Genomic DNA, 24,469 nt, shown 5'->3' on the forward strand with positions numbered 1-24,469 from the left:
CCTGATGAGACCGCGCTCTCGCCTGTGACCATTGGTGGGATGATCGTCAAACTCGCCCAAGGCCACGGCCCCATCAAGCCCGGGCAGGAAGGGCACCTCGTCGTGAAGCTGCCATATAAGGACAACGGCGCGACGATCGTCCGCGCTTGGATCGGCACTGAGGATCGCACGTTCTCGTTCGTAGGGCGGGGCGTGTACGCCGCGTCGCACGACGACTACGACATCCACGCCATGGCGCCAGACCCGCTCCCCGCGAACACGAGGTGGTGGATCGAGATCGAGAAGCCGGACGGGACGAAGGTGGTCGGCTCGGCGAAGCCGATCGTGCACTAGCTCACGCTCGAGTTTGCGAACTGAGTGTCATCTCAATGGGATCATCCCGTCGGCAAGAGCGATCTGCCAGCGGGAGTCATGCATGCGCGCAGACTATGCGGCCAATGTCGACGGCGACGCGAGGAGCACCGGACCATAATCCGGTGATCGTCGAGGACGCAATGGGAGGACGCATTTGGAGGATGGTCGGGAACCACCGGAGAAACGGGACGCACTCGGCAAAAGACAAACCCCCGCCGGAGCGGGGGTTGAGAAGCGAGGCTGACGGGACTCGAACCCGCAACCACCGGATCGACAGTCGAAAAGATACCGAACAAAACCGACCCTCAGACACTCAGAAACTGCCTCCAGAGGGTCAGGAAGGCGGGTCGCCGGGGTGAGTGGGGGACCAGTCCACTGCGTCTCTAGCCCTCGTCAGGACGCAATGGCGAGCACCGGACTCCGGGTCGCGGAATCCGGTGGTTGCGTCCTGCAGTGCGACAATCGCCTCTGAGCCCGGCTTCAGCTGGCTGCGGCGTTGACAGCAAGTCAGCCCGATGGTACAGGAATATGTCCGAACGGCACCATAACCCGGGGTCCCTGTATGTCCGAACCGACCATCGCCTGTCCGAAGTGCAAGACTGAGATCAAACTCACCGAGTCGCTCGCGGGCCCGCTCATCGAGTCGACGCGCCGCGAGTATGAGCAGCAAATCGCAGCGCGAGATGCGGAGTTCACTGAGCGGGAGAAGGCGATCAAGGAACAGCAAGCGGCGGTCGTTCGCGCCCAGCAGTCGATCGAGGAGCAAGTCGCTGCGAAGCTGAAGATCGAGCGCGCAAGCATTGCTTCAGCCGAGGCCAAGAAGGCCCGGGAGGCCTTGGCCGACGAACTTGCCAAGGTGCGAGAGGACAAAGAGGCCACAGACGCGTTGCTCAAAGATCGCGACGCAAAGCTTGCAGAAGCCAGGAAGAACGAGCTGGAGTTGCGTCAGGCGCGGCAGCGGCTCCAAGAAGAGAAGGACCGGTTCGAGCTCGACAAGCAGCGCGCGATCGACGCCGAGCGAGCGAAGATCCGCGAGGCTGCACAGAAGGACGCCGATGAGCAGGCACGGCTGCGGATCGCAGAGAAAGATAAGACGATCACGGATCTTCAGGCCAAGCTGCAGGATGCGCTGCGAAAGGCCGAGCAAGGGTCTCAGCAGCTCCAAGGAGAGATTCAGGAGTTGGAGCTAGAGGCAATCCTGCGCGACAAGTTTCCCCACGACAGCATCGAGCCGGTCCCGAAAGGACAGTTTGGCGGCGACACGCTCCACCGGGTCTTTGGTCCGAACGGGCAGCCGTGCGGATCGATTCTCTGGGAGTCAAAGAGGACGAAGAACTGGAGTGACGCTTGGCTTACCAAGCTGCGCGAAGACATGCGCGCAGCCAAAGCCGAGGTCGCCGTGGTGGTGTCGCAGGTGCTCCCTAAGGATACCGACTCATTCAACCTTATCGACGGCGTGTGGGTGACGTCGTTCAAGTGCGCGGTGCCGGTCGCCATGGCTCTCCGTCACACGCTCATCGAGCTTGCCGCGAGCCGAGTCGCTGGCGAGGGGCAGCAGACGAAAATGGAGATGGTCTACCAGTATCTCACGGGGCCGCGTTTCCGACATCGGGTCCAAGCGATCGTGGAGAAGTTCAGCGACATGCAGGACGATCTCGACAAAGAGCGCAAGACGATGACAAGGCTGTGGGCAAAGCGCGAGGAGCAGATTCGCGGCGTGATCGAGTCCACGGCCGGAATGTACGGCGATCTCCAGGGAATCGCCGGAAAGACGCTCCAAGAGATCGAAGGCCTAGAAATCAAGATGCTCGAGAATTCCGAGGCCCAGCTTTGATCGCAGGCAGGTTCAAGTGCGGATTTGAGTCGCTTTCGAGGGGAGCTACTTCATGACAAGCATCCCGGACGAATCAAGTGGATCGCTGCCGACTTCGCGAGATACCCATCCGCCTTCGGCGACAGCTTATGCTTCACTCACAGAGCAGATCGTAGACGATGCACTCCGCCGGTTTGGCGCGGCTCAACCTGATGCGGGGTATGACATTGATCTTCTCCGGTCCATTCTCCTCGCCTCCGCACCGGATTCACAATCCATCCTCAAGTCGCTCCAAGAAACGAGGCGTGACGCGTGAGGTTTCACGAAATCAAGATACGTAATGTACGTGGTATCCGCTCGTTAGATATCGAGTTTAATGGCCAATCCGGGGTGATCTTTGGGAGCAACGGTACCGGCAAAAGTACCGTAGTCGACGCGATCGACTTTCTGTTGACAGGCGATATCCGCAGGCTTACAGGTCGCCGGGGGGCATCGCTTCGTGAGCATGGCGCACACCTGCTCTCCGACAACCAAGACCGATACGTCGAAGCCACGGTCGCAATCCCCGGGCGGGACGGATTGGTCCGGATAAGCCGATCATTAGCGCAGCCCCAGATCTTGGAATACCCAGCCGACGCCGAGTTAGAAGTGAAACGCTGTGTCTCTGCGGCGGCACAGCGTCAGTACATGCTCACCCGTGCAGATATTCTCGCCTTCATCGCGGCCGTTCCGAAGACTCGTGCTGAGATGGTCCAGGCTGTCTTGAATCTGGATTCCATCGAGAAAATCCGACAATCGCTCGTCCGGGCTGCGAACACATCGCGCAGTTCCTTTGAAACCAGTCGAGCAGCTCGCGTTGCAGCCGAAGGGCAGTTGGCGGGCTCCCTTGGACTCGATGGATATGGACAAGAGCCGGTGATCGACGCTGTTAACCGATTTCGGGCCGCTCTTGACGGTCTTGCCGTGGAGCGGATCGATGACGCGAAGCGCGATCTCGCGCCGCCGCAGGCTGCCGGAGAACGTGTGAGCTCGCCGACGCCGTTGGCCGATGTCGAGCTTCTTGGCCGTTCTATCACATTGGCATCACGAGACAGCATCGACAAAATCGATGAATCGCTAGGGCGCCATCTCGCGATACTACGGTCGAACGCGGCTGACATCGAAGCCGCTCAGAGGATCGAGTTCCTCGAACGAGCGATGCTAATCGTGGAAGGCGTCCAAGTGTGCCCGGTATGTGATACCACATGGCCGGACGGCGCTCTGTCGAACATGGTGCAGGGAAAGCTAGATCGAGGGCGCTCGCTCTTGGAGCCACTTGAACAGGTTCGCATTTCGGCCGATGGTCTCATTCGGTGGATTGGTGGTCACGTCGAGGCTGTGGCCCGACTCCTTGCGCACCCGACGGACATTCTGCCCGAACCTACGCGAAATCTCTTGTTGGAGTACCAGCTCAAGATCCTTTCGCTCCGAGACGCCTTGTCGCATGTGCTCAGTATGGCACCTCTTCAAGAGGAGGCTTCTTCGCGCCTAAGTGATCGACTCAATTTGGCCGCGCTTCATGAAGCCCTTCGTGAGCTCTACCGGGATCTTCTGGAACGAACCAAGAGCGACCCACGGCAGACGGCTTGGGATGCGTTGACCCGTGCTGAAGAGAATTGGAGAACACTTAAACGGTGTGAGTCCACCGAGGCCGCGTCGAAGAAGCTGAGCGAAGATGCAGATGCACTTCGAGCCGCCTTCATTCAGGCTCGCGATGGCGTGCTGACCGATCTTTATAATGCCGTACGAGACCGCTTTGTCTCCTTCTATAAGCAGGTCCATGCTCCGGACGAGAGCGGATTTACCGCTGACATCCGACCTACCGATGCTGGCATCGAACTTGAAGTCGATTTCTACGGGCTGACGCGAGCGGCCCCGTTCGCTCTCCACAGCGAGGGTCATCAGGACTCGATGGGGCTGTGTCTATTTCTTGCCCTTGTGGAGCGCGCGGACGCGGCATCGTTGGGTTTTCGAGTGCTCGACGATGTGGTGATGTCCGTAGATATCGGGCACCGGAATGGAGTGGCGCGGCTTCTCACGCAGCTCGCTGACCAATCGCAATTTATAATAACAACGCATGATCAAGTCTGGACAAAGCAGTTACAGAATGCCGGATGCGTCACTTCGCGGACGTGCACGCGCTTGCTGACGTGGTCCGTCAACACGGGCCCTGTCGCTCGCTTTGATCCGGACTTCCTGGATGATGCCTACGCCAGCTTGGAACGGCATGACGTTTCCAACGCCGCTCAGGATCTGCGGCACGGGCTTGAGGGCTTCTTCCAGTTCGCTGCGGACTCCCTCCGGGCGAAGATCCCGTTTTCCCTTGCGGGTAGGTACGACATGGGCCAGGTCTCGTCAGCTTGCATCAGCAGGCTCAAGGAGTTGACGAAGAGTGCCAAGAATGCGGCCAATTCGTGGAATCAGTCAGCCCGGGTCGCTGAGCTCAGTCAGATTGAAAGCGCGCAGGCAGCCGCGCTCGGTCAGTCCAATGCTGAACAGTGGGCAATCAACCCGAACGTCCACTTCAATCAGGACATGAACATGGCTGACTCCGAGTTCCGGAATGTCGTAGACGCATTCGCAGGTGTGAGAGATTTGTTTTGTTGTCCGGAGTGTAGAGGTTTGATGGCGGTGATCTTTGAAGGTGCAACCGAGTCTGCGGTAAAGTGTCCTTGTGGCAAGACCAACTGGAACCTTAAGGCCAAGCCAAGAGAGAATCGCTAGACGTCGTCAGGTCATTTGTATGGTCGCTGCCAATTCAGCTGGGGATGAGTCGAACATTATCAGATGTTCGCGAAGGCCAGAACCCGCACGTCCGTTCTCATGAGTCACGCGACCGGAATCAGATCGAACTACCGCTTTGTCTCGGCGGACGCTCTGGACAGCGTCGTGCTCGACGAGGGTGAGAAGACCCGCGACGCCTCGACGCTGCTCGAGTTACTCACCACGCCGTTCGGCGATCCCGTGCTTGTCGCGCTCCGGCGTGCGCTGACGCTGACCTATGACGCGGCCGAGACGCGTTCCAGCGAAGAGTGCGTGCGCCAGATCCGAGCGCTGGCAATCCCGGTCCTCGGGGAGCTTGGCGACGAACTCGAAGCGCTGGGTCTTGCACGCGTCGACGCCGACTCGTCCTTCCAGCGCGACCGGAGCCCGAAAGTGTTCATGTATCTGATCTTGCCGAACGCTGAGTTGAGCCGCAAGGTGAAGGTCAATGGCCAAGGGCGGAAGATCGCCCTGCACGGGGTGATCCCGCATCTCCCGGCGGACCCGGCGATCCGGGCGCCGCGCCGCGTCCTGTCCCTCACATTTGAGGAGGCGGCCACGCCCACGCAGCACGAGCGGATCATCGAGGACATCCGGTTCGTCGCCGCCTAGGCGATGGCCCCATGCAACGAACCCCTGGAGGCCATCGAGATCGAGCGGGTGGCCCTGCCCATAAGGCGGCGTTTCGTCAACGGCATAGACACATACGGGGACCCGGAGGACGAGGAGTATTAGGCCGGGCGCCGTCCCCGACTTCTACGCGGCGCCGCTTGCGGGCACGGGGGATCCGGCGGTACATTCCCTTCGATCGGGGCCCATTCGTTCCGGGCCGAGTCCACATCCTTCCCCTCGTCCGAGGCGACCCATGCGGTTGCGTCCGGCGATACCGGGTTGTCCGCGGCGCGAGCGCCGGGATGCCGGTGCGCGCCGGCGGCGGGGGAGCCACCTTCCATCGGAGCGGAGCCAATGCAGTTCTCCCCCAGGGCGTTGTCGTCGTACGGGCCCATCCTCGTCGCGGCGTTGATCGCGGGTTCGGTCTATCTCCTTGTCGCGGTGCGGTTCGGCCAGCCGCTGCGCGAGGCCAAGGACGCGACCGCGAAGATCAACGACATGCACGAGCGCTTGCCCTCGTATGTCGAGCGGGCGGTGACGCTGAAGGTCGGGCCGGGCATCAGCCCCGACGAGATCGCGAAGCTCCGCCACACCGTCGCCGAACTCGGCCTCACGGTGGACGGCTTCCGCGGGACGCTGGAACGGACGAGGGCGACCGCCAACACGGCGTACAGGGAGGTCGAGGAGGTGAAGCGGTCGGCCGCGGCGAGCCGCGCTCAGCCAGAGGGCGCGCCTGCGGCGACGGTCATGGCCACGCCCGCGCCCGAGTTCAAGATGGGGCCGAGCGAGGACATCCCCGGCGTCACGATCGCTCCTGTCGCCCCGGTCCCCGCCCCCGCTCCTGCCGCGGTCCCGGCGGCAGTTGTCTCTCACGCTCCGTCAGCCGAGCCCGCGGGGCGCCCGAAGGCGCTCGCCGTCTCCAAGGACGGGCCGATGCAGATGGAGCTGATCGGGCATCGGATCACATCGCGCGGCCTCGCGCTTGAAGTCCTCCTTACTCGGACCGGTGGGGGCGACACGGCGATGAATCTGTCGGGACCGAATGTACTCGCAGGCGTCAAAATCGTCACTTCGGATGGCTACGAGTTGGCAACTGGCCGCATCGTCCCGCCCAGTTCAACGGGCGGCACAACCAATATTCAGGTCGGCCTTATCGAGGGCGCTCCGATCCGACTGACATACCTGTTTGAAGGGAAGTTCGATCGCCCGGTCATGTGCAGCATCATCAACCTGCGTGCGAGTCATCCCAACAACGGAAGCCGTTTCGCCTTCCGCTTCTCCGACATCCTCGTGTCTCCGGAATGACGGTCAGTCGATCTCGACGCGCTGGAAGGTCTTCGCGCGCGAGACGCCGTCCCTCGCTCGCTCGCTCGCCCGGCTGCGCATCTGCGCGTGCTCCTCCTTGCTTCGTTCCTGCGCGATGTACACGCGCGCCCGCAGGTTCCACAGGACATTTTCGAGGATGGCGAGGACGCACCCGACAAACAGCAGGAGGCCGACGAGATTGCTCATCTCGAAGGGCAGCAGCAGGAATCCGAACAGCGCGCCGATGGTCAGCGTCAGCGTGCGGTTGCGCACGCCGGCGATCGCGAAGATCGATTCGCCCTCGCCGCTATCGTCCTCGTCCACCGGCTCGCGGCCGCGCCCCAGCCGCGCGACGGTCTCGACCGCCCACTTGCCCACCAGGTACGCGCCCACCAGGAACAGCGCGTCGCCGCCGAGGTCCTGCCGCTGCGCCGCGATCGCGAAGACGCCGGCCGAAGCAAGCAGCAACGCGAAGGTGGTGTAGAGTCGGTCCCCCCGTCCCACGAACATGAGCTCGCGCGCGGCGACGGAGATCGGCTCGATGGCGATCAGGTAAACCAGCGTGATCAGGAGCCGAAGCCGCTTCCAGAACACGCTCTTGAAGGGCGCCGCTCCGATGGCTTTGAGGGACCTTTTGAATCGGAGATCGGCTTCAGTCTGCATACGGACTCCTATCCCTGCGGCGTGCGCCGCTGCTTGAACGCGATGCGGATGATGTTGCCGTCGCCGCCCCGGAACCGTCGGCCCGACTCGAACAGGACGGCCTCGACGAGGTAGTCCGGCGGGCCGCCGCACCGCAGGTCGCCGAACTCGGAGGAGAGGATGCGCGACTGGCGCTGGCGCGAAAAGTTGATCGACCGCTGCGGCCCGCCCTCTCCGGCGATCATTTCGGAGAGGCCCTCGCTGGTGAGGACCTGCCATCGGTCGCTGATCAGCTGCTCCGCCCACTCGTTGGTCTGCGTGTCGGCGTTGCAGTGGAAGATCTTCGTCTTGGCGACCCCGAGCAGGCTGTCGACGCCGGCCGATCGGCGTGCGCCCAGCGCGTGGTGGTAGTTGGCGATGGACTGCGTGAGGTACACGCAGCACGCCCGCTGCTCGCGAGCGGTCTGGAGGAACTCGGGCTCCCTGGGCGAGAGGAAGTACTGCGCCTCGTCGGCCCACAGGAACACCGGCCGGCTCCCGGGGCCGCGCGGAACGGACTCCACGGCGCGCTGCCAGCAGGCCTTCCAGATCACCTGCGCCTGCGCGCCCAGCTGCAGGAACTGCTTGATGGGCAGGTCGAGGACGATCACCCTGCCCTCGAAAGTTTCCTCCGGCCGGACCGTGAGGCCCGTGCAGAAGAGCTCCCGCAACGACCCGCGGAGGAACCCGTCGGCCATCGTCGTGAAGGTCGAGACGATGTTGCCCCGGGTCTTGCTGTCCATCACGCCGGGGAACTCTTCGAGGAAGTACGCGCTTGTCGCGGCGAGATCCCCGCGGTCGCGCTCGCTCCCGCAGCGCTCGTAGGCGGCGTTGAGGGTCGCCATCAGCGTCGACGAGGCCCGCCACGCGTCGTCGTCGGCCTGCTCCGCCGTCAGGGGCGCGGCGCCGATCACATTCCGCAGGGCCGAGATCGAGAGCGGCTCGTCCGCGAGGCGCAGCGCGTCGATCGCGTTGCGGAGCAGCTGGCGGACGGCGCGCTCCCAGAACGGGTCCTGGTGACTCCCCCCGCCGTGGATGTTCACGCTCATCGCGGTCAGGAACAGCTCGACGAGGTTCTCCGTCTGCCCGCCGCCGCGGCTCGTGCGCGTGCGTTCGTGCTCGAGAAAATTGAAGCGGTGCCCGCTCTCGGGCGAGAACACCACCAGGTCGCCCTCGCGGCCGGCTTCGCGGAGGTAGCGGCGCCAGCGTTCGGGTTCGTCGGCCTTGGCGCAGAGCACGAGCCCGCCGAAGCCGGCCCTGAGCATCGCCATCGCGATGTGCTCGCCCGAGCCGCTCGTCTTGCCCGAGCCTGTGTCGCCGAAGATCAGCGTGCAGGCGCAGGCGTCGCGCGTCGTCCACACATCGTGCTTGCCGAGGCGCAGCAGCGTGTGGTCGAGCGACCACGACTTCGGTGTCGAGTTGCGAGGGGACAGATCCGCCGCCGGTCGGAACAGCCGGAGCATGCGATGAGCACTATAGCGACCGCTCGCGACCTGCGCCGCACGCCCCGAAGGGTGAAGAACCCCTCGGGCTCGAACCGTCCGGCAGCGGGGGGGTGTTCCCGGGGCGGGGCGAGACCGGGCCTTGAGGATGAAGATGAGGAGAAGCCGGATCTCCGATCGCCGCGGGGTGTTCCCGGGGGTGAACCCCGACGGCGACTCCGATCCGGCAGCGGGCCTTGCGGCCCGGGGGCGGGGACCTCTTGGGAAGAGCCGTTGCCGCTGCGCGTCCCCGGCGTGCGCGTTCAGCGCTTCTCGGTGGAGACGATCGCGATGGTCTCGATGAAGGGCGTCGTTTGGTCTTCGTCGAAGTGCGACGGCGACTCGCTGAGTTCGAGGGCGCGCTGCGCGGCGACGGCGTCGAACACCTCCCCCAGCCGCCGTCCCCGCACCGAGATCGCGTGGCCGACGAAGTCGAGCTCCAGCAGGTCGCCCGATTCGAGCCGGGCCGACGAGAAGTACGAGTTGGCCAGCGCGACCCGCTTGCCGTGACGGAGCCGCAGCACGAGCGTCGGCGCGTACGCCTCGCCCGCGAGCCGCAGGCACCGGCCGATCCAGACCGGCGCGATCGGATGGCGCGGAGGTTGACCACCCCCGCCGTGCGTGTCGTCCCCGGCGTCCCCGTCTACGCCATCCCCGTTCCCAGCGTTTCCACCGGACCTCGGGGAGTCCGGGCCAGCGCCCGTCGGGGGCTTGCGCAAGAGTCGCCGCAGCCGATCGTCATCGCTCATAACCGCGCTCCTTTCCCCGGCCCTCGTCGCGCCGGCGGCTCTGATCCCGCGTGTGGTCCGGGTTCCTCGATGGTTTCGGAGGTTTCGGGGGTTTCGGTGTCGGCGTCGGGGGCGCTGCGCGGGTCTGCGGCGGCCGCTCGCGCTCGAAACGCTCCAGGCGTTCGCGGGCTTCCCTGCCCAGGCGGTGCAGGCGCGCCGCGTCGCGCATCGTCTCGATGCTCGGCGGGTCGGGCTTCTTCGTCTCCGATCGCTCCGGCGTCTTCTCGATCGGCGCGTCGCGTCCGGGCGCTTTGAGCATGGTCTGTTTCGGGGCGACCCCGTCGGCGACCTCGACGGCGGAGAGCCGGTCGGCGCTGCGGCGGATCGCCTCCTTGAGCTCGGCGATGTCGTCGGTGTAGATCCTGAGGCCCTGCTTGCCGCGGCTCACCGAGACATAGAACTGCGCGTCGCTGCCCGCCGCGAACGACGCCGAGGACTGGACGAGGATCGCGAGGTCGACATCCCTGCCCTGGGCGGCGTGCGAGGTGCTGACGCTGCCGTAGGCGATGTGCCCGTATCCGCGCGGGAGCGTCTGCTCGCGCCCGTTGCGTTCGATCTTCAGGTGCCCGTCCTTCGTGAAGCCCTTCACCTCGCAGACGTCGCCGTTGGTGACGCGCGAGCGGCCCTCGTCGAGGCGCCCGTTGCGCGTGACGCGGATGCGGTCCCCGGCGGCCAATGAAATCTTCTCCTGCGCGAACACCTGGAAGCGGTCGGCGTCGGCGATGGGGAGCTCGATCTCGACGCCGCGCGGCGTGCGGGCGATCACCGCGAGCGATCCATCCCCGGGGCGGGGACGCGTCCCCAGGATCTCGCAGCGGTCCCCGGCGACGACGCCCTTCGCCCCTTGATGGAAGTGGGCGACCAGCGCGGGCGCGGCGCTCGCGCCCTCGTCGCGGCCGTACATCGCGGGGTCGGCGCGCTGGGCCTCGCTCCAGTTGAGGTCGCGCAGGCGGATGAACTCCCGGTCCTCGCCTCTGAGCATGCCGCTCTCGCGCTGGGCCTCGCGCACGGCGCGGGCGACGCGCTCGCCCTCGGCGTGCGTCGGGGAGACGATCATCGCCGTCTTCCCGTTCACCAGCGCGGTGAGGTAGTCGTGCGCCGCGGCTCGGTCGCGTCTGGCCGTGTCGTCGATCTCGACGAACGCGTTGAGCTTCTCCAGGCGATCGAGGCCCTTGTCGAGGTTCCCCTCGGCGATGGCCGCGACGGCCTCCCGGTACATCCCGCGCTGGCGGCGGATGGTGGTGAGCTCGACGGGCGCGATCCCGCCGTGGGATTCGAGCACGCGCAGCGCATCACCCGCCTCGACCGGCCGGTGCTGGCGCGCGTCGCCGCAGACCACCACCCGCGCGTCGTGCTGATCGGCGAGCTGCGAGAGCCGCAGCATGGTCCCGACGCCCAGCAGCCCCGCCTCGTCCACCCACAGCACGCCGCCCTTGAGCCCGGCCTGCATCTTGGGGTCCGAGAGCAGCTTCGCCACCGTGTCGGCGGTCGCGAGCCCCTTGCCGCGCAGGCCGTCTGCCCCGCGCGAGGCGGCGGCGGTGGGGGCCACCACCATCACGGCAAGCCCCGCGGCCCGCAGCGCGCCCACGGCTTCGAGCGTCATGGTCGTCTTGCCCACGCCCGCGGCGCCGCGGATCGCGACGACGCGGTCGGTCGAGTCGAGCACATGATCCACGGCTTTCTGCTGATCGTCGGAGAGCGGCTTCGAGGGCTCCCAGCCGGGCGTGCGGCACAGGAGCCGCTCGCGCGCCGGCGCGCAGGTCCCCTTGCCCCCGACCGCGAAGGCGAGCATGGCGCGCTCCTGAGCGAGGACCTCCCTGGTCGTGACGAAGGTCTGGCCGTCGATGGTGCGCGAGAGCATCGTGCGGCCGCGCACCTCGGCCCACGCGTCCTCGACCCCGACGCGGCCCACCCCGAACCGCAGCGCCTGCTCGACCAAGCGGACCTCGGGCAGCGCCGATTTGCGCTCGAAGCAGTGCGCGATCGCGTGATCCACCGCTTCCTTCGCGGCGGCGCGCTCGCGGGCGCCGTCCCCGGGTAGGAGCGGGGTTGGATCGGTGGGTGTTTCGGAAGGCGGCGGCGGGGGCGGGGGATGGCCGCGATCGTGGATCGATCGGAGCAGCGAGCGCTCGCGGTCGTCGAGCCGCCTCTCCCAGCGCTGGGCGAGTTCGGCGGCGGACAGCGTCCTGTCCTTCGCCTTGCGCGTGCGCGCCCCGAGCTCGCCCTTCTGCCTCGGGTCGGTGATGCCCTTCTCGGCGGCGAAGGCCTCGATCTCGACCGTGCGCGTCGAGTACTTCTCGACCAGCGTGCGGGGAATGTCCTTCAGGTCCCAGCCCGTGGGCGTGCGCTCGATGGCGTATCCCAGGTCTTCGAGCCGGCGGGCGAACCGCGCGTGGAACGCCGCCTCGTAGTACGGCGCGTCGCGCTTGATGCCCCGGAACTGACCCGCCTTCCACGAATCCTCCGCGCGATCCCAGGTGCAGTTCATGACGAAGCAGTGGGCGTGCAGATGCGGATCCGGTCCGTCGGCGGCGACGGTCGGTCGGGCGGTCAGGTGCACGAAGTCCGCCCAGACGAGGTTGCCCGTCAGGCGGTTGTCGTCCGCCCCGCCCTTGCGCACACGCGTCTCCGCGTGGCGCTCGATCTCCTGCATCGTCTCACGCACCGAAGTGCGGAACGCATCGGCGATGCGCGAGTCCTTGTGCACGGCGTGCAGGAGCGAGACCCCCTTGGGGGCGTGGAAGTTCATGTCGTAGCCGACCGTGCGGTTGTCCTTGTGCCGCAGCGTCAGGCGCTCACCCGTGCGCGGGTGGCGGTTCTCGGTGAGCGCGGCGAAGGCGTCGCGTTCGACGGCGCCGTCGTGGTATTTGAGGAGGCCCAGCCGCTCGGCGGCCCGGCCCTGCCAGGCGCCCGCGATCTCGAGCCCCTCGGTGTAGTAGTCCTCTCGCGCGAGCCCCTGCGTGAAATACGACTGCGCAGCCGCCGCGCTCCGGCACTGGTGTATCCGAAGCATGGCCCCAGCGTACCGGGTCCCGGCCCCCGCTCAAGCCGGTCCCCGGCGATGGTCCGGGATCCTCACACGACAATGTGCTGGGGACAGGGTTGTTCAAGGACTCCGTTTCTGGCTGGTTAGTGCCCTCCATGCCTGGCGCCGCGCTCGCCCGACGCAAGCGGCCGTCCGCCTTCCGGCGCTTCGCTCTGTGCAGGCGGCAGACCCGGGCGCCCGCGTGAGACGCGCGTGCGGCTCCGGGCGGCTCCGCGTGCCGTCGGCTCAGGCCCGTCCTGTTCCGGGCCGGGGCCCCGGGGACGGGGCTGCGCCCGACGCCTCAAAGGGGCATGGTCAACCAGCAAACAGAAAGGAGTCTGATATGACCAACAACCAACCTCCCGCCGACACGGTGATGCTCGGGCCCATCCGGGCCGCGATCTGGGAGAACCAGACCGAGAAGGGGGGCCGGTACTACTCGGTCACCTTCGAGCGCCGGTACTTCGACTCGGAGTCCGGGTCGTGGAAGTCCACAACCAGCTACGGACGCGACGACCTGCTCCCGCTCTCGAAGGTTGCCGAGATGGCCTGCCTGCGGATCCACGAGCTGCAATCGCTCTCGCGGGCCAAGCAGCGGGACGGCGCCGGCGGGGCCGGGGCCGGGGGCGGGGCCGAGTCCGAGCCGCAGCCCGAGACGCAGTCCACGCCCCCGGCGAATTCCGCCGGGGGCAACGACGCCCCACAGAAGGCCGCCAGGGCGAGAGCCAAGGCGGGCGTGTCGCGATGAGGTCGCGGCTCAGCGAGCTGCTCGGGTCTATGGCCTCGGGCAATCCCGCGGCCCGCGTGGTCGAGTGGTTCGTCATCGGCGATGTCCGCACCACGATCACCGCCCGGCGGATCAACGGCGAGCCGGTCCGGCACACCGCGTCGTTTCAGGTGAAGGCGAAGGGGTCGCCCGACGACTTCCAGTACGACGAGCTCGACGACCTCGGCGAATCGGTCAAGGCCGCGAGCGCAATCATCGACCACCTCGAAGGCCGGTCGAGCGTGCTCGACCTGGCCCGCCGACTGAAGGGTCTCCGTCTGGAGTCCGGGGGCGGGGACGGGACCGGGGGTGCATCATGATGCTCCTTCCCTCCGAGATCCGCGTCACGCTCCCGCCGCTCTACGCGACGGAAGCGGAGGAGGACCCGCTGGCCCGGGTCCGGTTCTTCACGCCTTGGAGCAACTGGACCTGGTACGCAACCGAGTTCGACGGCGAGGACCTCTTCTTCGGGCTCGTCTTCGGCCACGAGGTCGAGTACGGCTACTTCAGCCTCAAGGAGCTCGGCGCCGTCCGCGGCCCCGGCGGGCTGACCGTCGAGCGCGACCTTCACTTCTCGCCGACCCGCCTCAGCGTGATCCGCCAGCGGGAACGCTGCTGACCCACTGCCGGGGACGACTTGTCCCCGGTGTTCCCTCGTCCCACACGCGTCCCCGGCCCCGGTCGGGGGCGCCGTGCGTGTTCCCGCAGGCCTGAGCGATCAATCCCCTTCGTTCGCAGGCAAGTGCTCACCGGCACCGTTGCAGCTCAGGTCATACATGCCGTGGCGAAAGGCCGCTCCTCGTCACAAGGCGAGACCGAAGGATTGATCGGGTTATCTGCTGCCGTCGGGCCATTTCCCTCAGTTGTTGAACGCGATCATGGTCCTGCCGGGGTGCTCGCCGGGCTCAAGGGGCCGTCGGCTTCCTCCGCTGCGCTCCGTGCAGCCGATCCCCGTGCGGGCACGGCGTCCTTTCCTTGATCCCGCCTGCGCTTCCCCGGCCGAGGCGGACCATGTTCAACAACCTACGAAAGGAAACAGCCATGACTACGACATCAACCATCACGACCAACACCCCTAAAGCCCGGCCCGTGGCGAAGGTGCGACTCGGATCGGTCGTCTGCGCCATCTGGCAGCAGACCAGCTCCGAAGGCAAGACCTGGTACTCGGCCAGCGTCGAGCGGAGCTACTTCGACGAGAAAGCCGGCAAGTGGAAGAGCTCGAACTCCTTCAGCCGCGACGAGATGCTCCTGCTCGGCAAAGTGGCGAGTCTCGCTAACACCCGCATCTATGAGCTGCAATCGAGAGACCGAACCGAGGCGTCCCACGAGGAGCTTCCCGATGTGCCGGCCAACGCGATCTACGACGCCGACGGCGTGGAGGTGGCGTAGATGCAACTCCTGACCGCATCGCTGCGACGATCGCTCCCGCCCATCTACGGGACGGAAAACACCAAGGACCCGCTTGCGCGGGTCCGCTTCTTCACCACCTGGTCTTGCTGGACCTGGTATGTGATCGAATTCGACGGCGAGGACGAGTGCTACGGCCTCGTCGACGGGTTCGAGATCGAGCTTGGCTCATTCTCACTCAAGGAGCTCGAATCGATCGCCGGCCCGATGGGGCTCCGCGTTGAGCGGGACCTGCACTTCAAGCCCGTGCGGCTGAGCGTGCTCCAGGCCGAGCTCGAAGCGGCCCGAAGAGGGGCGGTGATGTCATGACCGAAGACACCGTCCTGCAGCAAGTCGCCCACACCCTGCGTGTGGGCGACCTTTTCATACGCATCTACCGCTATGCGAAGGCGGAGACCGCGGTGTTTCCAGGAGGCGCCAAGGCCAGTCACCTCGTCGTGTTCGCCAAGGAGGTTGAGGAGCTCGACAGGCTCGCTCCCTCCGAGCACGGGTTGGACCCGCTTGAGTTAATCGACCTCATCGACGCCGCCAATGTGGCCAGCGTGCTCACGGACCTCTACGAGGGACGACGGACGGTCTTCGAGGCCGCCGAGGGGCTTGCCGGCTACAGCGTCGAGGAGATCTTCTGAGGAGGAATCATGAGCGTGCCCCCGCCCCGAGAGCCGCCTCCGTGAGCCGCCGAGTTCCTGGCCGGTCCTTTCGGTGTTGAACACGAAGCGAGGCCCTGCCGGGGTGCTCGCCGGGCTCAAGGGGCCGTCGGCTTCCTCCGCTTCGCCCTCCCCCGGGGGCGGGGTGGGCTTGCTCCGTGCAGCCGATCCCCGTGCACACACGGCGGCCTTTTCCTTGATCCCGCCTGCGCGGCCCCGGCCCGATCGGGCCCATGTTCAACACCAACGAAAGGACCATCTATGAACACTTCGACTTCAACCCACGACGGCGGCGACCGCGACGACGAACGCCGGGCGCATCCCTTCGACAAGCGTCTCCCGCCCGACGCCAAGTTCGTCGACATGTACGAAGTAGGCCCGTTCACCGTCCGCCTGTTCTCGCAGGACACGGGGACGTACTTCTACTACTACATCCTCGTCTCGCACGGGCTGCTTTCGGACCGGGAGGCATGGCTGTTCACCGAGAACGACCTTCCGGAACTGATCGAGGCGTTGACGGCGGCTTCCGCTCTCACTGTGTATCTCAACGGCCATCTGAACATCGGCGCCCTCACGAGCCAGATCGTTCGATGCCGGGTCGACGAGCGGCACTACCTCTACAGGTCGGACCCGCCGTCCGAGCCCTCCCTCCCGGGACGCACCGGCCGGTCGCGGAGGCCATCATGACCGACATTCACCAGCAGGTCGCCCACACGCTCCGTGTGGGCGACCTCTACCTCCGCATCTACCGCTATGCGGCGGTTGGGACGGCGTCGTTCCCCGGAGACGCTGTTTCCGGGACCAGTCATCTCGTCGTCTTCGCCAGGGAGCCCGGAGAGTTCGGCCGGCTCGACCCCCACGAGCACGGCTTCGACCCGCTCGAACTGGTCGACCTCATCGACGCCACGAAGGTGGCCAGCGTCCTGACGGACTTGTACGAAGGCCGTTGCACGGTTTTCGAGGCAGCCGAGGGGCTCCACGGGGTTCAGGTCGAAGAGATCATCGAGGAGGGCTTATGAGCCCTCCTCGAACCCCTCGGGTGGCTTCGGGAGCTCCCGAGACCGCCATCATCGACACCCTGTGCGTCGAAGGGTTCTTCGTGCGGATCGCCCGCGTGGTCGTCACCTCGAGCAGCGGCGAGGTCGACATCGAGCACTTCGTGCTGATCGCTCCCTCGCTGGAGACGCTCGACCGGCTCGATCCGGAAGCCGACGGCTTCCACGCGTCGCAGTTCTTCGAGTTCCAGCGTGCCGTCGACCTGGCCGAGGTGATGACCGACCTCTACACCGGCCGGTGCAGCTACGAGGGCGCCCGGTGCTGGCTCGAAGACCACGCCGTTGAACGCTTCCCCGACCCGCCGCTGAAGCGGGGCTGAGCGCCGACCGCCTCCACCCCCTCGCCGCCGCCGGAGCGGTGGGGGGGTTGAGGGGCTCCTCATCCCGGCGCCCAACCGAACGATCCCGCTCCTCCGACCACCCTGCTCCCGTCCCCGCTGTCTCCGCATTCTGTCCCCGACCGTCCCCGTCTCCAGCCGTCTCCGAGCCATTGATCCACCCCCCTCAGCCGACCGTGTTCTCGAAGACCTCATGCTCTCCTGGAAGGTGCTCCGGATAGGTCCGAGCCAGGAGGGTCGGTAAGCCTGCCGAAAGAATCAGACATCTTCCCTAAACGGGGTTAGGAGGGGGTCGGCCGCGCGCCTCCCGCCCGCGGCTGGCGTCCGGGAGCAGTGGGGGGATTCAGGAGCAGGTGAAAGCCCGATAAGCGAGCCAATTCAAAGGATTGCTGGACGATCTTGCCATATCGGTTGAGGTACGGCCGGAACATTTCCGATTGACAGGTGTCAGAAAACATGGTATATCTTCTGACAGCAGGAGCAGCGTATGGACACCACCACCCAGGCCAGAATTCTCAAGCGGGTCCGCGACGGCGGGCCTGACCGGGTGTTCATCGCCAAGGATTTCCTCGACCTCGGGGGCCGCGCCGCTGTCGATCAGGCTCTCGCCCGGCTCGTCCGCAAGGGCGCGCTCCAGCGCGTGGGCCGGGGTCTCTACCACCGTCCCCGGGTCAACCCCACGCTGGGCGTCACGGTCCCCGCCGACCCCGATGCCGTGGCCCAGGCCATCGGCCGACGCACCGGGAGCCGGGTCGTCGCGTCCCCGGCTGTGGCCGCAAACCGGCTCGGGCTCTCGACGCAGGTCCCCGCGCAGCCGGTCTACTTCACCGACGGGCCGTCGCGATCGCTCAAGGTGGGGTCCCGCGTCTACCGCATGAAGCATGTCAGCGCGTCCCGCCTGCCTCAGGACGATGACCCGGTCCAGCTCGTCCTTCACGCCCTCCGCAACGCGGGGCCCGGCGGAATCGACGACGATGCCGCGATGACGCTCCGCCGCCGCCTCAGCCCCGACCAGCGCCGCCAGCTCGTGCGCCGCGCCCGCTACGCCGAAGGTTGGATCGCCGACGCGGCCCGCATGATCGCACAAGCAGGGAAGGACACCGTCCGTGGATGAGGTGGCCAGACTCCCGGCGGGCGACCGGGCCGACCTCTTTCGAGCGTCCGCCGAGCGCCGGGGCATCAACCCGGTGATCGTCGAGAAGGACTTCTGGGTGTGCTGGACGCTCCGCCGCGTCTTCGCGCTGACAGGCTCGCCCTCCGGCATCCTCTTCAAAGGCGGCACCTCGCTCTCCAAGGCCTTCGGCCTCATCGAGCGGTTCTCGGAGGACATCGACCTGGTGCTCGACCGGGCGGGGCTGGGGTTTGTCGGCGACCGGGATCCGGCCAACCCTGAAATCTCTCGCAAGGCAAGGCAGCGACTCGTGGACGAGCTCAGGGACGCGTGCCGCCACGCCGTGGACTCGGCGATCCTGCCTGCCCTCCGGCAGAGCTTCGAGGATGCGTTCGGCACGGCGAGCGGCTGGAAAATCATCGCCGATCCGGCCGGAGGGGAAGACCCGGTCCTCCTGTTCGCGTATCCCAGTGCGCTCCGAAGAAGCCAGGCCCGGTACATCCATCCCGAGGTCCGGCTCGAGTTCGGCGCGCGGGGCGATCTATGGCCCGAGGTCGAGGCGAGCGTCACCCCCTACGCGGCGGAAGATTTCCCTCAGCCCTTCCGAGCGCCTTCCACGGCCGTGCGGGTGCTCGCTCCCGAACGCACCTTCTGGGAGAAGGCGACGATCCTGCACATGCTCCATCATTTCCCCACGGAGCGGTCGATCACGGGCCGGCAGTCCCGTCACTACTACGACCTCGTACAGATGGCGGACGCGGACGCAGGTCAACACGCCATGAAAGATGCAGGTCTGCTGGCAGCCGTCGCCGACCACAAGCACCGCTTCTTCCCCGCCGCATGGGCGAAGTATGAGGAGGCAATGCCGGGGACGCTCCGTCTGGCGCCGCCCGATTCACGCCTCGACGAGATCCGGGCTGATTACGAGGCCATGCGCGAGATGATGTTCACCGAGCCACCGTCCTTTGACGACCTACTCGCCCGTCTCCGGGAGGTTGAGGCGCAGATCAACGCCCAGGCGTGATCGATAGCCCACCTCGCTATCGATCATCTGTGACCGACTCCGCATCGTCCGTCAGCCGGTAGCTCGTGCTCCGGCCCTTGGCCGGGTTGCGCACGAACACGCCGCGGCCGGCGAGTTCGGTGATGTCCCTGAGCGCCGTGTCATTCGAGCACTTCGCGAGCTTCGCGTACTTTGAGGTCGTCAGGAATCCCTCGAAGCCGCTGAGCATCCGGTTGATGACCAGACGCTGGCGCTCGTTCACCTGCCCGCGATTCACCCGGTCCCACAGCCGCGCCTTGAACAGCACCGCCTCGGTCGACGCCTCGGCGGCGACCAGCGCTCGCTCCAAGCAGGCGAGGAACCAGGCAAGCCACGCCGTGATGTCGAGCCCGGCCCTTTGGGTCGTCTCCAGCTGGCGGTAGTACTCCTTCCGCTCCGACTCGATCTGTGACGACATGCTGTAGAACCGCTCGCGGCTCCGGTCGGCCCGGGCCAGCGCCATGTCCGCGATCGCGCGACCGATGCGGCCGTTGCCGTCGTCGAAAGGGTGCACCGTCACAAACCAGAAGTGCGCGACTCCGGCCTTGAGCACCGGGTCGAGCGATGGGCCCGACTCGAACCAGTGGAGGAACCGGGTCATCTCGCCGTCCAGCCGCTCGGCGACGGGCGCCTCGAAGTGCACCCGCTCGCGACCGATCGGTCCCGAGACTACCTGCATCGGCCCCGACTCCGCGGTCCGCCAACCGCCGACGGTGATCTTCCCCATGCCGCTCCGTCCTGTCGGGAAGAGCGCCGAGTGCCAGCCGAAGAGCCGCTCGGCGGTCAGCGGCGTGTCGTAATGCTGGGTCGCGTCGAGCATCATCTCGACAATGCCCTCGACATCGCGGCCCGCGGGAACCAGCCCGCCGACATCGAGCCCTAGCCGCCGCGCGATCGACGAGCGGACCTCGTCCGGGTTGAGCTTCTCGCCCTCGATCGCGGAGGACTTCACGACATCGCTGGTCAGGGCGTCGAGACTGGCTTCGGTCCGCAGGTCGAACCCCAGCCCCTCCATCTTGCCGAGCAGCCGCCCCTGACGATGGCGCACCGACGCCAGCGGCCCCGCGAGCGTCTCCGCGTTCCAGGTTAGGTCCGGCCAGCCCGGGAGGAGGTGAATGTACCGCATAATCGCCGCATCCTATGCGGTGATTATGGCATCTATTCACCGCAAACGCAAGAGCGAGGTTGAGCCAGAATCACCGCCGGGCTGCCCTGTGGACAACGGCTACGAGGTTTGACAAGGTTTGGCGGGGTATGCCATACTCTCGCCGAACAAGCGGAGGCGAAGTGACAAGAAGCGGGGCTGCCCAGCAACCAACCAAGCTCGACGGGTACCTGACTGTCGCCGAAGCGGCGACCTTTCTCGGCGTATCACCGTCGACGCTTCGCAATTGGGATCGCCTCGGCAAGCTCTCGGCGCACCGCCACCCCGTCAACGGCTACCGGCTCTACGACCCGTCCGACCTCCGCAACCTCCTCGATCGCGCACAGCGGAAGGGGGCCGGACAGTGACCACGGCATACCACGGCAAGTACCTGGCCCACGAACTCACCAAGCGATCCTCTTCCGACAATGTCGAGAAGCTCGCGGCCGTGCTCGCCGACGCGCAGGTCGACCTCAACCCGCACCAGGTTGAAGCTGCGCTCTTCGCGTTCCGAAGCCCTTTCTCCAAAGGCGCGATCCTCGCCGATGAAGTCGGGCTCGGAAAGACCATTGAGGCCGGTCTGCTCATCGCGCAGAAGTGGGCGGAGCGCAAGCGCCGCATCCTCGTGATACTGCCCGCCAACCTCCGTAAGCAGTGGGCCCAGGAGCTCGCCGACAAGTTCTTCATCCCTTGCGCCATCATGGAGAGCAAGTCCTTCAACGAAGCCGTCCGCAAGGGGAACCTCAATCCCTTCCAGCAGGACGCCGTCGTGCTCTGCTCGTTCCAATTTGCCCGGACGAAGGAGCCCTATGTCAAGCAAACGAACTGGGACCTTGTCGTCATCGACGAAGCCCATCGGCTCCGGAATGTCTACCGCGGCTCCAGCAAGATCGCGCAATCGATCAAAGAGTCCGTCGCGCCCTACCCCAAGGTTCTGCTGACCGCGACCCCGCTCCAAAACACACTCCTCGAACTCTTCGGGCTCGTGAGCATCATCGACGACTACGCCTTCGGCGATCTCAAGAGCTTCAAGGCGCGATTCGCCCGGCTCGGCAACGACTCTGATTTCACCGAACTCAAGGAACGCCTCAAGCCACTCTGCAAGCGAACGCTCCGCCGGCAGGTGATGCAGTATGTTCCCTACACCAACCGCCATGCGATCGTTCAGGAATTTACGCCTTCGGCGGAAGAGCAGCGGCTCTACGACCTCGTCTCAGACTACCTCCAGCAGCCCAATCTCTATGCGCTCCCGCCCAGTCAACGCAAACTCATGACGCTGATTCTCCGCAAGCTTCTCGCGTCATCCACCTACGCGATCTCGGGAACGCTGACGGGGCTCGTCTCCAAACTCGAGGACGCCGAGAAGCGGTCCGCCGCCGTAGACGCCCCCCCCGATGAGATCCCCGAGGACTGGGAAACCATCGACGAACTCGCCGACGAATGGGAGGGCGACGAGGACGCCGCACAACCTCGCGGCGACGAGCGCCTCACTCCCGGTCAACTCGAAGACCTGCGCCGCGAGAAAGAGCAACTCAAGGAGTTCCTGCGCCTTGCCCAGTCCATCGCGACCAACTCCAAGGGCGAAGTGCTCCTGACCGCGCTCCGTCGCGGTTTCGACGCCTCCGCCCAGGCCCAGCAGCAGGGGGGCGCCGCGACACTCCAGCAGAAGGCCGTTATCTTCACCGAATCCCGCCGCACGCAGGAGTACCTCTTCCGCGTCCTTGAGCAGACCGAGTTCAAGGGCAAGGTGATGCTCTTCAACGGCACGAACACCGATCCGCTCTCGAAATCGATCTACAAGGAGTGGCTGACGAAGCACGCCGGGACAGATCGCGTCACCGGCTCGCCCACCGCCGACATGCGCGCCGCGCTCGTCGATCACTTTCGGGAGGACGCCTCCATCCTCATCGCGACCGAAGCGGCCGCCGAGGGCATCAACCTCCAGTTCTGCAACCTCGTCGTCAACTACGACCTGCCCTGGAACCCCCAGCGCATCGAGCAGCGCATCGGGCGTTGCCACCGCTACGGGCAGAAGTTCGATGTCGTCGTCGTCAACTTCCTCAACAAGAACAACGCCGCCGACATCCGCGTGTACGAACTCCTCGACCAGAAGTTCGCCCTCTTCAACGGCGTCTTCGGCGCGAGCGACGAAGTCCTCGGAGCCATCGAGTCCGGCGTCGACTTCGAGAAGCGCATCGCCGACATCTACCAACGCTGCCGCGCCCCCGAGCAGATCAAAACCGAGTTCGATCAACTCCAGCAAGACCTCAGCGAGCAGATCGTCCAAGGGCAACGAGATGCCCGCGAGAAGCTCCTTGACAACTTCGACCAGGAGGTCGTCGAGAAGGTCCGCGTCCAGACCACCGGCGTGCTCGACCGCTTCAACCAGCAACTCTGGGATCTCACCCGCTTCGTCCTCGCCGATTCCGCGACCTTCAACGACGCCCATCACAGTTTTATGCTCTCGCGCAACCCGTTCAACCTCGCGCCCGACGAGGTCATCCACGCCGGGCCATACCGCATGGGCAAGGGAGTCACCGACGCCAACACCTATCGAGTCGGGCACCCGCTCGCCCAGCATGTCCTTGAACGCGGCCGCGCACTCCCAACCGACACCGCAGAGATCGTCTTCCGTCTGACCGGGAGCGGGCGCAACATCGCGATCCTCGATCCGCTCAAAGGTCGCTCGGGGTGGCTCGCGTGCTCGCTCCACACCATCACCTCGATCGAAACCGCCGACACACTCCTCCTCGCCGGCGTCACCGACGAGGGCGATACGCTCGACGAAGCCCAGTGCCGTCGTCTGTTCGACCTTCCCGGGAGCGCATCGTCGTGCAGTGGGCCCGCGGATTCGGTTCGCTCGACCCTCGCGTCTCAGACACACCTCGCCCGTGAGGCCGCGCTCGCCGCAGCGGAGTCGCGCGACAGCGACTGGTTCGACACGGAGATGCAGAAACTCGACCGCTGGGCCGACGACCGCAAACTCGCGCTCGAACAGGAACTCAAAGACCTCGACAGGTCGATCGTTGAGGCCCGGAGAGCCGCAGTCATCGCCGCGACACTCGCGGCCAAGCTGGAAGCTCAGAAAACGGTGAAAGAACTCGACGCCGAGCGCATGCGACGACGCAAGGACTATTTCATGGCCCAGGACGAGGTGGACGCCAAGAAGGGCCAGGTGCTCGACGAGATCGCCGCCCGTCTCCAGCGCAGCGACTCGCTGACCCCGCTCTTCACGATACGATGGAGGGTCGCATGAGCAAATCGCGCCTCATCCCGGCGGCCATCGCGTACGACTTCGACGGCACGCTCGCGCCCGGCAATATGCAGGAGCGTGAGTTCATCCCCGATGTGCAGATCACGCCGCAGACGTTCTGGAAAGAGGTCAAGGCGCTCGCAGAAGCGCATGACATGGACGAGATCCTCGCGTACCTTGAACTGATGTTGCAGAAGGCGAACGAGCGCAAGATTCCGATCCGGAAGGAGACATTCGAGAGGTACGGCAAGGCGTTGCGGTTCTTCCCCGGGGTCGATGGCTGGTTCGATCGGATCAACAAGCACGCCAAGGGGCTCGGGCTGTCCCTCAAGCACTATGTGATCTCGTCGGGCCTGCGCGAGATGATCAACGCCACGAGCATCGCGAAGCACTTCGCGTATGTGTTCGCGTCTGGCTTCCGGTACGACCACAACGGGGTCGCTTGCTGGCCCGCCCTCGCCGTCAACTACACCACCAAGTCCCAGTACCTCTTCCGCATCAACAAGGGAATCCCGAACTCCTACGACAACTCGCAGATCAACAAGTTCATGCCCAACGCGGACCGACCCCTCCCGTTCGAGAACATGATCTACCTCGGCGACGGCGAGACCGACATCCCGGCGATGAAGATGGTCACCTACCAGGGCGGGCGCGCGATCGCCGTTTACCCGAAACGCAAGAAGGGCGCCAAGGAAGCGTCCCGTCTCCTCGTCGAGCAGCAACGCGCCAACGGCGCGGCGCCCGCCGATTACAACGAGAATTCCCCCCTCGACAAGGCCGTTAAGGCCTATCTCGAAGAGATCGCGGCCCGCTGGCGGTTCCGCGCGGCGGCGAAGGTGTGACGA

24 protein-coding genes are annotated in these 24,469 nt (G+C 65.8%); 19 read left to right on the plus strand and 5 right to left on the minus strand.

Translation table 11 applies throughout. The annotated features are described in order from the left end of the window. Positions 1-39 precede the first annotated feature (39 nt). The 5 genes from KF684_08485 (at position 40) to KF684_08505 (ending at position 6,886) form a co-directional block, all read left to right on the plus strand. On the plus strand, positions 40-333 hold the full coding sequence (locus KF684_08485; protein ID MBX3352960.1) for a hypothetical protein: 294 nt from the start codon (positions 40-42) through the stop codon (positions 331-333). A gap of 583 nt (positions 334-916) precedes the next feature. After that, a complete protein-coding gene (locus tag KF684_08490; GenBank protein MBX3352961.1) occupies positions 917-2,188 on the plus strand; it encodes a DUF2130 domain-containing protein in 1,272 nt (423 codons plus the stop codon). A gap of 291 nt (positions 2,189-2,479) precedes the next feature. Next, on the plus strand, positions 2,480-4,930 hold the full coding sequence (locus tag KF684_08495; protein MBX3352962.1) for an AAA family ATPase: 2,451 nt from the start codon (positions 2,480-2,482) through the stop codon (positions 4,928-4,930). A gap of 63 nt (positions 4,931-4,993) precedes the next feature. Continuing rightward, the gene (locus KF684_08500) at positions 4,994-5,581 is read left to right on the plus strand and encodes a hypothetical protein (protein MBX3352963.1); all 588 of its coding nucleotides are present in this window, start codon (positions 4,994-4,996) and stop codon (positions 5,579-5,581) included. 354 nt (positions 5,582-5,935) lie between these two features. Continuing rightward, positions 5,936-6,886: a hypothetical protein gene (locus KF684_08505; GenBank protein MBX3352964.1), complete on the plus strand. Its 951-nt coding sequence runs from the start codon at positions 5,936-5,938 to the stop codon at positions 6,884-6,886. Between the two features lie 3 nt (positions 6,887-6,889). On the opposite strand, the gene KF684_08510 is transcribed toward KF684_08505, so the two are convergent. The 4 genes from KF684_08510 to KF684_08525 all read right to left on the minus strand — a co-directional run bounded on the left by KF684_08510 (position 6,890) and on the right by KF684_08525 (position 12,849). After that, positions 6,890-7,549 (minus strand): hypothetical protein, encoded by a 660-nt coding sequence (locus KF684_08510; GenBank protein MBX3352965.1) that lies wholly within the window; start codon positions 7,547-7,549, stop codon positions 6,890-6,892. Between the two features lie 8 nt (positions 7,550-7,557). Next, entirely contained in the window at positions 7,558-9,030 is a 1,473-nt protein-coding gene (locus KF684_08515) for a hypothetical protein (GenBank protein ID MBX3352966.1), read from the minus strand. 281 nt (positions 9,031-9,311) lie between these two features. After that, positions 9,312-9,797 (minus strand): hypothetical protein, encoded by a 486-nt coding sequence (locus KF684_08520; GenBank protein ID MBX3352967.1) that lies wholly within the window; start codon positions 9,795-9,797, stop codon positions 9,312-9,314. Beyond that, the gene (locus KF684_08525) at positions 9,787-12,849 is read right to left on the minus strand and encodes a relaxase domain-containing protein (GenBank protein ID MBX3352968.1); all 3,063 of its coding nucleotides are present in this window, start codon (positions 12,847-12,849) and stop codon (positions 9,787-9,789) included. The genes KF684_08520 and KF684_08525 overlap by 11 nt, the downstream gene beginning before the upstream one ends. 355 nt (positions 12,850-13,204) lie before the next feature. Between KF684_08525 and KF684_08530 the strand changes: the two genes are divergently transcribed. The 11 genes from KF684_08530 (at position 13,205) to KF684_08580 (ending at position 19,209) form a co-directional block, all read left to right on the plus strand. Next, a complete protein-coding gene (locus KF684_08530; protein MBX3352969.1) occupies positions 13,205-13,609 on the plus strand; it encodes a hypothetical protein in 405 nt (134 codons plus the stop codon). Further along, entirely contained in the window at positions 13,606-13,947 is a 342-nt protein-coding gene (locus KF684_08535) for a hypothetical protein (protein ID MBX3352970.1), read from the plus strand. The genes KF684_08530 and KF684_08535 overlap by 4 nt, the downstream gene beginning before the upstream one ends. Continuing rightward, complete coding sequence (locus KF684_08540; GenBank protein ID MBX3352971.1) at positions 13,944-14,246, plus strand: DUF2958 domain-containing protein; 303 nt, start codon at positions 13,944-13,946, stop codon at positions 14,244-14,246. Before KF684_08535 ends, KF684_08540 begins: the two co-directional genes overlap by 4 nt. 422 nt (positions 14,247-14,668) lie before the next feature. Further along, on the plus strand, positions 14,669-15,016 hold the full coding sequence (locus KF684_08545) for a hypothetical protein (protein MBX3352972.1): 348 nt from the start codon (positions 14,669-14,671) through the stop codon (positions 15,014-15,016). Further along, positions 15,017-15,343 (plus strand): DUF2958 domain-containing protein, encoded by a 327-nt coding sequence (locus KF684_08550; GenBank protein ID MBX3352973.1) that lies wholly within the window; start codon positions 15,017-15,019, stop codon positions 15,341-15,343. It begins immediately after the preceding gene. Next, the gene (locus KF684_08555; protein ID MBX3352974.1) at positions 15,340-15,663 is read left to right on the plus strand and encodes a hypothetical protein; all 324 of its coding nucleotides are present in this window, start codon (positions 15,340-15,342) and stop codon (positions 15,661-15,663) included. Before KF684_08550 ends, KF684_08555 begins: the two co-directional genes overlap by 4 nt. Before the next feature lie 279 nt (positions 15,664-15,942). After that, complete coding sequence (locus KF684_08560; protein ID MBX3352975.1) at positions 15,943-16,368, plus strand: hypothetical protein; 426 nt, start codon at positions 15,943-15,945, stop codon at positions 16,366-16,368. After that, complete coding sequence (locus KF684_08565) at positions 16,365-16,700, plus strand: hypothetical protein (GenBank protein ID MBX3352976.1); 336 nt, start codon at positions 16,365-16,367, stop codon at positions 16,698-16,700. Before KF684_08560 ends, KF684_08565 begins: the two co-directional genes overlap by 4 nt. Before the next feature lie 20 nt (positions 16,701-16,720). After that, positions 16,721-17,056, plus strand: a complete 336-nt coding sequence (locus KF684_08570; protein ID MBX3352977.1) for a hypothetical protein — start codon at positions 16,721-16,723, stop codon at positions 17,054-17,056. Between the two features lie 505 nt (positions 17,057-17,561). Then, positions 17,562-18,188 carry a type IV toxin-antitoxin system AbiEi family antitoxin domain-containing protein gene (locus KF684_08575; GenBank protein ID MBX3352978.1) on the plus strand — a complete coding sequence of 209 codons (627 nt, stop codon included), beginning with the start codon at positions 17,562-17,564 and terminating at the stop codon, positions 18,186-18,188. Further along, the gene (locus KF684_08580; GenBank protein MBX3352979.1) at positions 18,181-19,209 is read left to right on the plus strand and encodes a nucleotidyl transferase AbiEii/AbiGii toxin family protein; all 1,029 of its coding nucleotides are present in this window, start codon (positions 18,181-18,183) and stop codon (positions 19,207-19,209) included. Before KF684_08575 ends, KF684_08580 begins: the two co-directional genes overlap by 8 nt. Positions 19,210-19,225: 16 nt before the next feature. On the opposite strand, the gene KF684_08585 is transcribed toward KF684_08580, so the two are convergent. Further along, on the minus strand, positions 19,226-20,353 hold the full coding sequence (locus KF684_08585) for a Fic family protein (protein ID MBX3352980.1): 1,128 nt from the start codon (positions 20,351-20,353) through the stop codon (positions 19,226-19,228). Between the two features lie 161 nt (positions 20,354-20,514). Between KF684_08585 and KF684_08590 the strand changes: the two genes are divergently transcribed. From KF684_08590 to KF684_08600, 3 genes are read left to right on the plus strand one after another with little or no spacing between them, the layout of a single operon-like run. Then, positions 20,515-20,739, plus strand: a complete 225-nt coding sequence (locus KF684_08590; protein ID MBX3352981.1) for a MerR family DNA-binding transcriptional regulator — start codon at positions 20,515-20,517, stop codon at positions 20,737-20,739. Next, on the plus strand, positions 20,736-23,627 hold the full coding sequence (locus KF684_08595; GenBank protein ID MBX3352982.1) for a DEAD/DEAH box helicase: 2,892 nt from the start codon (positions 20,736-20,738) through the stop codon (positions 23,625-23,627). The genes KF684_08590 and KF684_08595 overlap by 4 nt, the downstream gene beginning before the upstream one ends. Then, positions 23,624-24,466 carry a haloacid dehalogenase-like hydrolase gene (locus tag KF684_08600; GenBank protein ID MBX3352983.1) on the plus strand — a complete coding sequence of 281 codons (843 nt, stop codon included), beginning with the start codon at positions 23,624-23,626 and terminating at the stop codon, positions 24,464-24,466. The genes KF684_08595 and KF684_08600 overlap by 4 nt, the downstream gene beginning before the upstream one ends. The last annotated feature ends 3 nt before the right edge of the window (positions 24,467-24,469 follow it).

The organism is Phycisphaeraceae bacterium (assembly GCA_019636675.1).
Lineage (GTDB): Bacteria > Planctomycetota > Phycisphaerae > Phycisphaerales > UBA1924 > JAHBXC01.